Source organism: Faecalicoccus pleomorphus DSM 20574 (assembly GCF_000420345.1).
GTDB classification, from domain to species: domain Bacteria; phylum Bacillota_I; class Bacilli_A; order Erysipelotrichales; family Erysipelotrichaceae; genus Faecalicoccus; species Faecalicoccus pleomorphus.
This window is the reverse complement of sequence record NZ_ATUT01000002.1, coordinates 37,749-51,955: the sequence shown is the minus strand read 5'-3', so window position 1 is coordinate 51,955 and position 14,207 is coordinate 37,749. Positions and strand designations below refer to the sequence as shown.

At 42.1% G+C, this 14,207-nt stretch carries 9 protein-coding genes; all 9 read right to left on the bottom strand.

Features of this window, described 5'->3' with window-relative positions; genetic code table 11:
* Positions 1–46: 46 nt before the first annotated feature.
* Complete coding sequence (gene nifJ / locus G413_RS0101840; protein ID WP_022789244.1) at positions 47–3,595, bottom strand: pyruvate:ferredoxin (flavodoxin) oxidoreductase; 3,549 nt, start codon at positions 3,593–3,595, stop codon at positions 47–49.
* A gap of 291 nt (positions 3,596–3,886) precedes the next feature.
* Positions 3,887–4,447: an alkyl hydroperoxide reductase subunit C gene (gene ahpC / locus G413_RS0101835; protein ID WP_022789243.1), complete on the bottom strand. Its 561-nt coding sequence runs from the start codon at positions 4,445–4,447 to the stop codon at positions 3,887–3,889.
* Between the two features lie 71 nt (positions 4,448–4,518).
* Positions 4,519–6,246, bottom strand: a complete 1,728-nt coding sequence (locus G413_RS0101830) for an FAD-binding oxidoreductase (protein ID WP_022789242.1) — start codon at positions 6,244–6,246, stop codon at positions 4,519–4,521.
* A 2-nt stretch (positions 6,247–6,248) separates the two neighbouring features.
* Positions 6,249–7,802 (bottom strand): FGGY-family carbohydrate kinase, encoded by a 1,554-nt coding sequence (locus tag G413_RS0101825; RefSeq protein WP_027968986.1) that lies wholly within the window; start codon positions 7,800–7,802, stop codon positions 6,249–6,251.
* Positions 7,803–7,806: 4 nt separating this feature from the next.
* Positions 7,807–8,163: a DUF1667 domain-containing protein gene (locus G413_RS0101820; protein ID WP_027968985.1), complete on the bottom strand. Its 357-nt coding sequence runs from the start codon at positions 8,161–8,163 to the stop codon at positions 7,807–7,809.
* Positions 8,160–9,407 carry an NAD(P)/FAD-dependent oxidoreductase gene (locus G413_RS0101815; RefSeq protein WP_027968984.1) on the bottom strand — a complete coding sequence of 416 codons (1,248 nt, stop codon included), beginning with the start codon at positions 9,405–9,407 and terminating at the stop codon, positions 8,160–8,162. The genes G413_RS0101820 and G413_RS0101815 overlap by 4 nt, the downstream gene beginning before the upstream one ends.
* Entirely contained in the window at positions 9,404–11,137 is a 1,734-nt protein-coding gene (locus tag G413_RS0101810) for an NAD(P)/FAD-dependent oxidoreductase (RefSeq protein ID WP_022789240.1), read from the bottom strand. The genes G413_RS0101815 and G413_RS0101810 overlap by 4 nt, the downstream gene beginning before the upstream one ends.
* 187 nt (positions 11,138–11,324) lie before the next feature.
* Entirely contained in the window at positions 11,325–13,565 is a 2,241-nt protein-coding gene (locus tag G413_RS0101805) for an immunoglobulin-like domain-containing protein (protein WP_022789239.1), read from the bottom strand.
* A complete protein-coding gene (locus G413_RS0101800) occupies positions 13,520–14,155 on the bottom strand; it encodes a hypothetical protein (RefSeq protein ID WP_022789238.1) in 636 nt (211 codons plus the stop codon). Before G413_RS0101800 ends, G413_RS0101805 begins: the two co-directional genes overlap by 46 nt.
* Positions 14,156–14,207 lie beyond the last annotated feature (52 nt).

Sequence of the window (14,207 nt, the reverse complement as noted above, 5' to 3'; positions counted from 1 at the left end):
AAAAAACTGTATCCTCACCATACAGTGAGAATACAGTCATAAGCGACTAGGCTTCCGTTTCGTCGTAGACTTCTACCAGTTTTTTCATACGGCGATACTGGTGTAGCGCATAACGCTTGTTTTCTTCAAACAGTTTTTCGGCATGTTCCGGATTTGATTTTTTCAAAGAAGCATAACGAACTTCTCCCATTAAGAAATCATGGAATTTATCCATATCCGGCTCTTTACTGTCAATCACCAGCTTTTTGCCCTGCACCGATGGATTATAACGGAAGTTGATCCAGTAACCACATTCGACCGCCAGCTTTTCTTCCGTCTGTGATTTGCCCATTCCATTTTTGATTCCATGCTCAATACATGGCGCATACGCAATGATCAAAGATGGTCCCGGATAGCTTTCAGCTTCCCGAATGGCCTTTAATGTCTGGTTAAAGTCAGCACCCATCGAAATTTGAGCAACATATACATTTCCATAACTCATGGCGATTGCTGCCAGGTCTTTTTTGTTTACGTTTTTTCCGGCAGCTGCAAACTTAGCCGTTGCCCCAATATTGGTTGCTTTGGAAGACTGCCCACCGGTATTGGAATACACTTCGGTATCAAAGACAAAGATATTGACATCTTCTCCGGAGGCTATCACATGATCCAATCCACCAAAGCCGATATCATAAGCCCATCCGTCACCGCCAAAGATCCATTGTGATTTTTTGGATAAAGAATCTTTGCCGCGTAATATTTCCTGCACATCCTCATTTTTATCTTTCAGTTTTTCTAGTGCAGAGATCAAATTGATCGTAGCTTTTCCATTCGCCGCTCCATCATGGAATGTTTCTAAATACGCTTTACCGGCTGCCTGAACATCCGCATCACTCTGTGTCGAAAGAACACTTTGTACTTTAGAAGCTAAGCGTTTACGTGTTGCCGATTGTGCCAGATACATACCATAACCAAATTCCGCATTATCTTCAAATAACGAGTTTGACCATGCCGGCCCCTGCCCTTTGGCATTTTTAGTATATGGCGTTGATGGTGCCGAATGTCCCCAAATGGATGAACAGCCGGTCGCATTGGCAATATACATACGATCACCAAATAACTGTGTAATTAACTTTGCATACGGCGTTTCTCCACAGCCGGCACAGGCACCGGAGAACTCCAACAATGGTTGTTTGAACTGACTTCCGCGAAGTGTAGATTCCTTTACTTTCTCCAACACATTTTCTTTGATTGGTAGCTCTCTGGCATAATCAAAGAAAGCCTGGCGACCTTCATTTTTCGACATACTTTCCATTACAAGCGCTTTTTCACCGTTCTTGCCCGGACAGACATTGGCACAAGAGCTGCAGCCGGTACAATCCAATGCCGATACGGCAATCATGAATTTCATTTCCGGCACACCGTTTAAGTCAACAACTTCCATGCCTTTCGGTCCTCTTTCGGCCTCTTCTTTTGTAAGGGCAAACGGGCGAATGACCCCATGTGGACAGACAAAGGCACAGCGGTTACACTGAATACATTTATCTGGCTGCCAAATCGGCATATTGACCGCAATTCCACGTTTTTCGAACTGTGAAGTTCCTGCCGGAGCCGAACCATCGGCATATTCTAAAAAGGTGGAAACCGGCAAGAGATTTCCCTTCTGCGCATTGACTACCTTTTGGATCTTTTCGACATAATCTACCGTTTTGGCATCTCTTGTACCTTTTAGCTCATAAGTCTTAAACTCTTCATACTCTGCATCTTTCCAATGCTCCGGTACCTTCACTTCGACAAACTGTTTTGCTCCGGCATCAATACCGGCATAGTTCATCTGTACAATCGCATCCCCTTTTTTAGAGTATGCTTTTTTAGCGGCTTCTTTCATCAAAGAAATGGCTTTCTCTTCCGGAATGATACCGGTAATCGTAAAGAAGGCAGCCTGTAAGATCGTATTGATGCGTCCACCTAAGCCAATCTCATGACCGATACGTGTTCCATTGATCGTATAGAAATGAATATTATGGTTGGCAATATAGGCTTTAACCTGACCCGGTAAACGCTCTTCGAGATCTTTTTCATTCCATGGACAGTTTAACAAGAAGCTACCGCCATCCACCAAATCCTGAACAATATCAAATTTATTGATATAGGAAGGATTATGACAAGCGACAAAGTTGGCCTTTGTGACCATATACGGTGCTTTGATCGGATGTTTTCCAAAGCGAAGATGCGATACCGTGACGCCACCTGACTTTTTCGAATCATATTCAAAATAGGCCTGTGCAAACAGCTCTGTGTTATCCCCAATGATCTTAATAGAGTTCTTGTTGGCACCAACCGTTCCGTCGGATCCAAGTCCCCAGAATTTACAGCTGATGGTTCCTTCAGGAAGTACGTTAATTTCTTCCCCTCTGTCCAAAGAGAGATGTGTCACATCATCGATAATACCAACGGTAAATACCGATTTATTCGTATTATGGAACACACTGACAATGTCAGCCGGTGTCGTATCTTTGGATCCTAATCCATAACGTCCGGAGTGAATTTGAATGTGTTCAAACGGTGTGTTCTGCACGGCTGCCAATACATCCAAATACAATGGTTCTCCCAAAGATCCCGGTTCTTTGGTACGGCTTAATACGTTAATGTATTCAACGGTTTCCGGCAGGGCATTGACCATGGCTTTGGCATCAAATGGGCGATATAATCGCACCTTGACAAGACCGACTTTCTCACCTTTTTGATTCAAATAATCCACTGTTTCTTCAATCGTATCGCAAACCGATCCCATAGCCACGATGACGGATGTCGCATCCTTGGCACCATAGTAGTTGAATAATTTATAATTTGTACCGATCTTTTCATTGATTCGGTCCATATATCCCTGCACGATCTCCGGCATCTTTTCATAATACGGATTGCTGGCTTCACGGTTTTGGAAGAAGATATCCGGTGTTTGCGAAGAACCTCTTGATTCCGGATGATTCGGATTTAAAGCTTTTTGACGGAAAGCCTCTAACGCTTCCATGTCCATCATCTCTTTCAAGTCTTCATAATCCCAGACTTCGATTTTTTGAATCTCATGGGATGTACGAAAGCCATCAAAGAAGTTAATAAATGGCAAACTTCCTTTTAAAGCTGCCAAATGGGCAACCGGTGTAAGGTCCATCACTTCCTGTACGTTGGATGATGCAAGCATAGCCGCCCCCGTTTGACGACAAGCATAAATATCCGAATGATCCCCAAAAATCGATAAGGCATGACTCGCAACCGCACGAGATGCGACATCAAAGACCGCCGGAAGCTGTTCACCGGCAATTTTATAAATATTGGGGATCATCAACAATAAACCTTGTGAGGCAGTATACGTAGTTGAAAGAGCACCGGCGCTCAATGATCCGTGCAGGGCACCGGCTGCACCGGCTTCTGACTGCATTTCCACCAGCTGCACTTCCTGACCGAAGATATTCTTCTGGCCTTTGGCTGACCAGGCATCCGTGTGTTCGGCCATCGGTGTGGAAGGTGTAATCGGATAAATGGCAGCCACTTCTGTATAAGCATAGGAAACATAAGCCGCTGCCTGGTTTCCATCCATTGACTGTTGTTTTCTGACCATGATTTTCCTCCTTTAAAAACAATTTTTCTGCTAAAACACTTTCATATGCTGCAGTTTCTTCTATTTAAATACTATAGAAAGAATATCTGCCAATCTAAACTCTGATTCGATCACATCACCTCTTGTTATACATATCCTACTAACATACTATGTATTTATTCTCATACTACCATACAACCCGAAAGATGAACAGAAATTCGCTTTCACATCTGTCTTTTGTACAAAAAAAAGCAGATGCTGACCTCTTTGACCATCACATCTGCTTTATACGTTTCAAAACTGTTTTGTCTTTTAGAGTTTTCCAACCAGATCGATACCCGGCTTTAATGTATCGGCTCCCGGTTTCCAATTGGCCGGACACACTTCTCCATGTTCAGCCGCAAATTTGGCAGCCTGTACTTTACGAAGCAGTTCTTTAGCGCTTCGTCCGATTCCATTATCATGGATCTCATACGCCTTGATCACACCTTCCGGATTGATCACAAAACTTCCGCGCAAAGCTAATCCTTCTTCTTCAATCATGACACCAAAATCTCTGGCCAGTTTTCCTGTTGGATCTCCTAACATCGGATATTCGACTTTAGAAATTCGGTCACTGGCATCATGCCATGCCTTATGAACAAAGTGTGTATCACAAGAAACCGAATACACTTCACATCCTTCTTTTTTGAATTCTTCATACGTATTCTGCAGATCTTCCAACTCCGTTGGACACACAAATGTAAAATCAGCAGGATAGAAGACAAGAACAGACCAATGGCCTAAAAGATCTTTATCCGTAACCGTGATAAAGCGCTCGTTCTGATACGCCTCTACACGAAACTCTGAAACATTTTTTCCTATTAATGACATAGTTTTTACCTCCTAAGTAAGCTTATTCTAACTTAAGAGTTAGATCTATGCAACTCAAACACTCTTTTGTCTTATCTTTCTTTAAAATGTCGTTTGGATTCTTCGATATCCAATCCTAATGTACCTCCTGGATTCATCAGGTTATTTGGATCAAAATATTGTTTTAAAGCCTTGATAATACCGTATTCCTTATCCCCAATCTGACTTTGAAGCCATGGACCGAACATCTTTCCGATTCCATGGTGATGACTCATGGTCGCTCCGGCATTTAAGATTGCATCTAAGATACTGGAATGATATCGTCTAAACTCTTCCTTATCGCTCATGCGCGTAATAAAGATGAAATACAAATTTGCTCCCTGTGGATAACAATGTGACATATGGGTCGTGACTACCGTATTCGGTAATTTATGACAGACTTCACGGACATCGCGATGAACCTGTGCCATATTGCTCCATTTCACCGTACATTCCAAAGTATCGGTAATGATGCCAAAGTCCATCATCGTATCACGCAAATACGGATCATTAAATCGTCCCTTCTCCCAGTTCTTTGTGACATATCCGGTTAGACTTAGACCGCCAAATTTCCTGGAAATCTCTTTAATCTTATGTGCAACATTGGCACTGTATCCTTTTTCACCATCTGTAAAGCCTAAAAACAGACATCGTTCATTCTCTTTGAAGCCTTTCATCTCCAGTAAGTTTTGCAGAGGTGTATCATCGACATTATAAAGCTTCAACATCAAAGATGTCTCTTCCGCATCTGATAAGCGGAATACGCTCGACTTCCCGGCTTCACACTGCATCATCTCTCGGGCCGCATTCATGGCTGTATTCCAATCTTTGAACATATAGGAGAATCGCTTTCTGTTTTCCGGCATATAGCGGAATATTTTTAAAGTCACTTCGGTCAATACACCAAAGGCGCCTTCGCTACCCATCATGATCTGATTCAGATTTGGACCCGTAGCTTCCTGTGGATAGGTGGAAGTATGAATCACACCGATCGGGGTAGCATATTTTTGTCCCATTACGAGATCGGTAATACAGCCATAATACGTACTGTTTTGTCCGGCACCACGGGTCACGACCCATCCGCCGACACTGCTGTATTCAAACGACTGTGGGAAATGGCCGCACGTATAGGCACGCTTGGCCCCAAATTGTTTTACGGCATCATTCAACAAGCTTTCCAGCCTAGGTCCACTCATACCAGATTGCACCGTGATGGTCTGGTCCACTTCATTAAATTCAATGACATGTTGAAAGTTTCTTCGCATATCCAAAGAAATCCCACCTTTGGTCGGTTCTACACCCATAGTTACACTACTTCCTCCGCCATAGACATAAAGTGGAATCTTATGTCGTACGGAAAAATCCACAACAGCTTCTACTTCTCTGGAAGTGTATGGATATACAACGACATCCGGCAAACTATCTACCTGTTTTTCACGAAGTCTTAACGTATCGTATGCCGTTTTTCCATAGGCCACGCTTAAACGATCGTAATCATCAATGCTCACATGGTCTTTGCCGCAAATTTCAATCAGTTCCTCGATCAATGCAGGATCCAACTGACTCTTTGGCAAATCTTTGACTTCGTCTTCTCCCAGATTCAGGGCATATTGGCGGAAATCCGCATCGGTCATCTTAAAAATATCTTTCATCGTCTTATACAACGATTCTTTTGGATATTTCACAAATTCTGGATCACCCCAGCGAAAAATGGATCGATAAGAGCGCTTCGGCGCTGCCTCTTTTACCCAGTTCGGTTCAAAATCTTTATATGGTTTCATGTCTATCTTTCCCTTCTTTTTACCAAATTTGATAATTTACGATATAACGGCACCAAGGATGGATAAATCTTTCGATAAATTTGGGTATACAAATCGTGATAAATACGATGATTTTCCATGTCGGGAGTAAAGCTGTCCTTGATATGAACCATAGAAGAAATTGCTTCCTGGTAGCTTTGAAAAAACCCTAGCTTGGTAAAGCCGGCAATACTGGCCCCTATTCCGGTCGCTTCATGTGTCTGAATGCGAATGACCTTCACACCGAAAATATCCGCTGTGATTTGACAGATTTCATCCGATTGTGATCCACCGCCGGATACAAAGACTTCTTCAATCGGTACTCCGGTTCGCTCCTGCATATGGATCATACCATCATAAAGCGCATAGCCAATTCCTTCAATAATGGCACGATACAAGTGAATTCTTGTATGTGCATCATGAAAACCAATCATACTTCCCTTGGCATCGGGCTTGATTACACCAGGTGTCCAAAAAGGTTGGAGGATCAATCCTTCACTGCCACAGGGTATATTTTTTAATTGTTCATTTAATAAGTCTTCCGGTGCAATTCCCATTTCCTGGGCCAGCTGCACCTCCTTGGCTGCAAACTCTTTTTTAAACCACGAGATCAGCCAATACCCTCTAAAGATTTCAATTTCCGGATTGTAGTAACCATCCAGTACAGATGGATAGGAAGGCAAAAACTTTTCCGGTGTAACATATTTATTGAGAGTGAATTGAATGGTAGCCGTTGTTCCAAACGAAAGAGAAGCCTGATAAGGATGAATAGCCGAAACACCTAACGTTTCACATCCCTTATCACTTCCGGTTGCCACCAGTGGCAATCCCTCGGGGATTCCTGTTTCTAAGCTTGCCTGCTCGGTAATCGTACCCAAAACACTTTCTGTGACCAGATCGACCAGCTTTTCTCTTGGGATATCGCACATATAACGCTTGATATCTCTATCCTTCTGCCACGTCTGTCGTTTATAATCAAATGGAAGATGTCCAATCATATTACTGGGCGTATCAACCAAATTACCGGTCAGTAGATAATGTAGAAAGCTTGGCAGGAAGACAACTTTGGTACATCGTGCATAGCTGTCCTTTTCGTTTTCGATGAGCCAGTTAATATGAGAGGCACAGTATTGCTGTTCCAAAATCTTGCGCATGTGAACCACAGAGCTTGCCTTTAATACCCATCCCGGAATACGTGAAGTATCCTCGGCCAGCCGATGATCCAACCATAAGATGGCATCACGAATCGGCTTTTTATTTTCATCTAAAAGAATGATCGTATCCCGGATACAGGCTAAAGTCACTCCTGTACAATCCTGAAGACAGTGTGTATCTTGTTTATAGAGCTGATCCATTAAAATCCGCATGGTCCTGTAATACATCATCGGATCGACATCAGCGTATCCCGGCTGGATGCTGACATAAGGCTTCGGATATTTATATTGCGCATAATATAAGATTTCCCCCTGCCGATTGACAACCATGGCTCGCATGCTTTGCGTACCTAAATCAAAGGTCAATATCGTAGGATCTGCCATAGTCTTATCCATTCCTGAATGATGTAGTCAAAATAACATCCACACCCAGATCACAGACATTTTGAATGATCGGTTGTCCGACATCCAGGTCATGATCCAGCACAACACTCTGAATCTGGTCCATCACATCGAAAATTTTGGATTTAGGAATCTCCTGACTGACTTTAACACTGACAACCGGCTGTACGGAAGATGTGGTTTTTACAGTGGATGAAATGGTTCGCATAGGACAAGTCATCTCCGCCCTGGCAAACGCTTCTCCCCTGGGGCACAAATTACCCGTCACTTTAATTTCTTCTTTGGATGCATCGATTTTTAAGTGACATCCATTGGGACATACAATGCAGATCATCTCTTTCATAGTAACTCCTCCATTTTTACAGAAATCGTTTTAGCTCCTTTAAAAAGATCTTGTTTCAACTCTAAAAATTCCATTTCCGGTGGTTTTACATGATGGAATACCTTGGTATAGATTATTTGATCATTCACAATCAAAGAAAACTTTGCCTTTTTCATTTCCCGATTCACTCTAAAATAACAAGCAATCGGATCCTCTCCTAAAGGATAACGAATCCTTTGCGGAATGAAGTATCCAAAATTCCCCTCTACCTGAACCGGCTGATCATAATGTTTTTTATTTTCATACTGTGCTGCATAAGCACCGGCTTTTGTGGCACAATACGAGACATGATCCACCAGATCATTGACATGCAGTGCATTCCCACAAATAAAACAACCTTCTTTTTCTGTCATGAAGTATTGATTTACAAAAGGGCCTTTGGTTTTTGGATCCAAAGAAATCGATAACGATTCTGCCAATTCATTTTCCGGAATCAATCCAACAGAAAGAATCAAGGCATCACAATCGACACGAAAAGACGTTCCCGGAATCGGATGCATGTTTTCATCCACCTTTGAAATTTCAACACCTTCCAATCTGGAATCTCCGTACACTTTTATCACAGTATGAGAAAGATGCAATGGAATATTGTAATCTTCCAGACATTGCAGCAAGTTTCTTGTCAAACCGCTGGGAGTCGGCTTTGCTTCATAGACTCCCAATACCTGGGCACCTTCCAGACTCAACCGCCTGGCCATGATCAGTCCGATATCACCACTTCCTAAAATTACACATCGCCTAGTTGGCAACATACCTAGAATATTCATAAAATATTGTGCGCTGCCGGCTGTATAAACCCCCGATGGCCGCTGTCCGTGAATGAAGACCTGACGACTTGTTCTTTCACGGCAGCCGGTAGAAAGTACAAGACTTTTGCAGCTATAGCGCGCAACACCATCGGCATTGACCACATCCAGACAATAGCCTTCCTTTTCTTTGGCAATATGAAGCACGGTTGTCGATAAAAGAACATCAATGGATAAGGCATCCAATTCATCGATGAATCGCTTCGCATATTCCGGACCTGTTAAACGTTCCTTAAAACGATCCAGACCAAACCCATCATGAATACATTGTTTTAAGATACCTCCCAACTTAGATTCTCTTTCAATCAAAAGGACACTGACACCTTGTTTATGAGCACTGATCGCAGCAGCAAGCCCTGCCGGGCCTCCACCAATCACAATAGTATGTACGTGTTTCAATAGGATGCGCCTCCTTTTTTACTCTTATAAACCAGATTCGAGCCATCAGTCGATTTTATCACTTCTTCCAAAGGAATCTGATATTCATCACTGATCATTTTTGCGACAAGGGGAGCACAAAAGCCACCCTGACAACGCCCCATACCCGGTCTGCACCTTCTTTTTACGGCATCCAGAGTGTGAACCTTTAAAGGCGATCGTAAAGCATCCAAAATTTCCCCTTTACTGATTTCTTCACAGCGACAGACCATAATACCATAATCCGGATTTTTCCTGACCAGATCATTGCGTTCCTGCAACGACATGGTTCTAAGCATAGGGATTCCTTTCCGAATCGGATCAAACGCTTTATTCTCTTTTACTTCCTGATAGATACGTAATCGCTCTACCACGGCATGACTAACATCCACGGCAACTGCCGGTGCCGTAGTAAGACCCGGTGATTGAATACCTGCCACATGATAAAGATTCTTTGTATGATGTCCCCATTCCAAAATGTAATCTTCTTCAAATGTAGCCGCGCGAATGCCGGTGTAATACGCAATCACATCTTTTTTTGCCAGTTTCGGACACGTTCTAGACTGGCGTGCAATAATGGTATCAATATCTTCGGGATAGGTTGAAAAATCTTCTTTTTCGTATGTTTCCTGTGCGTTCGGTCCCACTAAGATCGTGTCTTCGACCGTTCGCATAATGCCACCACCTTTCGTATGTTGATTGGCTTGTTGTCCCAGCGTTTTCGTAGATACGATCGATTTTGTCAGAAAGTTTGCCTTTTTATCCAGAATCAAATCCGTTCCTCGCCGTGGATGAATCGAATAGAAACGATCCTTTGCCATACGCGCAATATCCTCGGCAAAAACTCCGGCACAATTTATAACGATCTTTGGATAGATTATCCCTTGATTCGTTTGAATGGATACGATTTTTCCCTTCTGAACCTTCATATCCAGGACAGCCGTATTCAATGCGATTTCAGCACCATTCATCACGGCATTTTCCGCATATGCGATCGTTAATCCATATGGAGAGACACACCCGGCACTCGTATTGTAGAGAACAAACTGAATGTCTTTGGAAAGATTTGGCTCTCGTTTAAATGCCTCTTTGGCACTGATGACTCTAGTATCATCCACACCACATTCCACTCTCCTTTGAAGCGCAAAAGCCTCTACGACCGGTCTTAACCAGCCCTGTGTAAAACCAACATATTGTCCTCTGCGATAGAAGGGAACATCCAATTCTTTACAGATCCTGTCATACATGCGGTTGCCTCTTACCACGTATTTCTGTTTCAAACTTCCTTTTGGCAAGTCAACACCAGGATGAACTTCACCATCATTCTTACTGGAAGCATGCATCGCAACATCGGTCTCTTTGTCCAACAATAAAATAGACAAATCAAAGCGAGACAACTCTCTTGCGATACTGGCACCTGAAATACCCGCACCGATAATCACAACATCATAATGTTTCTGATCATATTGTTGACTCGTCTTGTGCGGAACAAGCATTTGCTTCGGTTCATGATTTAAAAATTTTATATCATTGACCACATGATACGATGAATTTTTAACGACACACCTCTGACAAACATCCACGATTTGATTCCAATCTTCACTAAACCCTTTTACGACGATAGAATCATCCGTAACCTGAACTGAAAACTGACCAGGATACAATTTATACAGCATCCTGTTCAGTCGCTTTTCCAATGAATGTACATTCATAGAACAGTCCTGCCTTTCTTTATATGCAGCGTTTAAAGTAAGCGCTTACATCAATGATTAAAAAAATATGATATCACTAAATTTCCTACACGATTACTATGTATATATTTATTATAAGCTTTTTGACTATATTTCTCAATAAGTCACAAAAAGAAAAAGTCAGTGGATTACTGACTCTTTCTATTCACTATCTTTGTCTTTTTCGAACGATGACAAATCCACATAACATGGCTAAAGATACACTGGCCAAACCGCTAAATACTGCTGCATAGGTTCCTGTAGAAGTCTTTGTTCCCTTGGAACTTTTTGTCTCTTTTGCAGAGTTTCTCTCAGTTCTTTGTGTGGATGAATTTCCCTTATCGTTTGACGGATTTTTACCATCCTCTGGATTTGAAGGCTGATTGTTTGTATTTTCATTTACGGTCACCGTAATGGTTTTTGTACTGGAAGCCCCTTTTGAATCCGTAACTTGATACGTGATCGTAAACAACCCGGCTTTTGTCATCTTACCATTGTCATCCATCGGCACGTTATTTTCCAGAACACGAAGATTTCCTGTCACATCTCCATCTTCTACATCTTCTGCCGTAACATCCTGCATCACATCAAAGACATCGCCTACGCTTACTATCTTATCTTTGGCATGGATGATTGGAATTTGATTGATGGATTCCATCTTGGGATTCACCACCACGCTAACTGTCTTTGTACTGGATGCGCCTTGAGAATCACTTACACTATAAATCACGGTATATGCCCCAACTTTTATCGTATTTCCGTTTTCATCCACTGGTACCGTACTCTTGACCAACTTAACTGAGCCGGTAAGATCTCCATCTTCATCATCCATGGCACTGACATGGTAGAATAAATTCAGTGGATCTCCTATTGTCAACACTTGATCTTCTGCCGTGATGTATGGAATATGATTGAGTTCTTCCATAACAGGATTGACGACCACTGTAATTGTTTTTATGCTGGATGCACCCTGGGAATCGCTTACTCTATAAGTTACTGTATAGGATCCCTCTTTTGTCGTCTTTTTATTTTCATCCGTTGGAACATTGTTTTCGATGACTTCCACCTTTTCGGTGAGATCGCCCTCTTCTTCATCGTGGGCACTCACTCCCTGCATTGGATCAAAAGAATCGTTTACAGTTAAAACTTGATCCTTGGCATCAATCGTTGGAATCTGATTTAATGCAATAGCATAAGGCGAGAAAGTCCATGTTCCCACAAACTGGATCTTTCCATCTTTTAGATTCTCATCATTGACTTGTTTACTGTTGGCATCATAAGCTTTGAAATTCCACACACCATCTTTTGCCTTGAAACTCTTTGTTTCCGGTTCGTGGGCATTGACAATATCTCCTTTGACATAGAGTTCATCATCTTTAGGCAATAACGTTTTGACTTCGTCTGGAAGTTCTTTTTTATTGTCGGCACTGACAAAGCTATATTCCACAGGATACGTGGATTTATTCTTAAATGTAAAACTTTGTACGGGAACCGGTGTACTCGTATCGGCAACCATGTCTTGTACAGCCTTTACCGTAAAATCAAAATGGGTCATTTTGTACCCCTCTGGAACTGTGGTTTCCTTTAAGCGATATGTTCCCGGAGTCAGGTAAGCCAAATCATCCTGTACGATATAACCTGTTTGCGGATCATACGATTCACTTGTAGTTACCTTTGAGAGATCACTTTGTGTCACACTTTCTGCCTGGGAAGCATAAAGATCGCCGTTTTCATTCGTTGTCAGCCCGCTGGCTACCGGTGTTTCGGTTTCTCCATTGATTCGGTACAGATCAAACGTAACATCTTTTAATCCCTGATCCTGATCATCTGTTTTATGGATTTTGATGGGAGATGGCATCTGACGTTCCAAAATATAATAATGTTTGTCATACGTAATATGTCCATCTGGCCATACGATTGGAGAAATCACATTATTAGCACCTTTATCAATATCATCACCAATATAAGCATATCCAACAGGTTGTTCAGACTGATTAATCACATCTTCATAGGTTGGGCGAGCTTCCCCTTTCACTTCCTGGTGCGTATTTAAATCGATAAATAAATTGGTTTGCGACTTATCCGTGGTAGAGAACAAGGGTTTCAAGCCACTTTTTGACGTTCCAATTTTATCTCCCAGCTGAATAGAAGTCTTTAAATCGGTAAGATCAAGCGTTGTTCCTGGTGCAGTTGAGCTATAATCGGCTCCACCACTTCTTTCAGGTATAGCGGCCTCTTTATCTAAGCCATTTAACTGCCGATATGCATTTTCTTCCACATAATGAATTGTCGCAGTAGGATACATAAAGACTGGAGTGATTGTCCAACCGGCCGATCCTCCATTAGGGCTGGAGTTTGATCCAATCAAATTAGTACGTGCTTGAAAATAAGTGATGGGATTTCCGTCCATCTCAGCACTTCCACTAAAATAGTACCGTCCCTTAGCTCCATTTTTAAACTCGAAAAAATTGTAGAAGGATCTAAATTTTGCCCATTCAACTGAAGTTTTGTTGCAGGATACATTTGTCCACTGTAAGCGCCACTTTCATATGAAAGAGTCGATTGTGTATGACGAATGGCAGCAATAAAAGGAATTGTAATTTTATCCCAACCATCACTGGAAGCCTCTCCGGCAAACATGTACCAGTTTAATCCTTTGATTTGATTTCCATATTGATGCAAAAAATCATTTGGCAACAAATTTGGCTCAAGACTATCAACCATAATTGTAGAACCATCTTTTAGAACGACTTCATACTTCACTAAAAGCGTCTTTAAAAAATTCTTCGATGACGCAGAGGAAACATGCGCATTGATTTCTTCCTCAGACATCTTATTCGGAAAAGGATTCGTTCCTTTTTCATAACTGTCCACTATGTAGGGATCATCGTCAGTGGTCCCCGAACCTTGCGCATACACAGGAATTGTTGAGAAGGATGCACTAAGCATCAGAAATGCCGAGAAGCAAATCGACAAAATGTTTCGTTTTCTCACCTTCATATTCTATCTCCTTCCAGGCTGTCTTATCGTTACACATCACACACTGAAATTT

Coding starts and splice junctions, on each gene's coding strand:
- G413_RS0101805 (WP_022789239.1), bottom strand. CDS start 13,565: ATGGACGGAAATCCCATCACTTATTTTCAAGCACGTACTAATTTGATT.
- ahpC (WP_022789243.1), bottom strand. CDS start 4,447: ATGTCATTAATAGGAAAAAATGTTTCAGAGTTTCGTGTAGAGGCGTAT.
- nifJ (WP_022789244.1), bottom strand. CDS start 3,595: ATGGTCAGAAAACAACAGTCAATGGATGGAAACCAGGCAGCGGCTTAT.
- G413_RS0101830 (WP_022789242.1), bottom strand. CDS start 6,246: ATGAAACCATATAAAGATTTTGAACCGAACTGGGTAAAAGAGGCAGCG.
- G413_RS0101800 (WP_022789238.1), bottom strand. CDS start 14,155: ATGAAGGTGAGAAAACGAAACATTTTGTCGATTTGCTTCTCGGCATTT.
- G413_RS0101825 (WP_027968986.1), bottom strand. CDS start 7,802: ATGGCAGATCCTACGATATTGACCTTTGATTTAGGTACGCAAAGCATG.
- G413_RS0101820 (WP_027968985.1), bottom strand. CDS start 8,163: ATGAAAGAGATGATCTGCATTGTATGTCCCAATGGATGTCACTTAAAA.
- G413_RS0101810 (WP_022789240.1), bottom strand. CDS start 11,137: ATGAATGTACATTCATTGGAAAAGCGACTGAACAGGATGCTGTATAAA.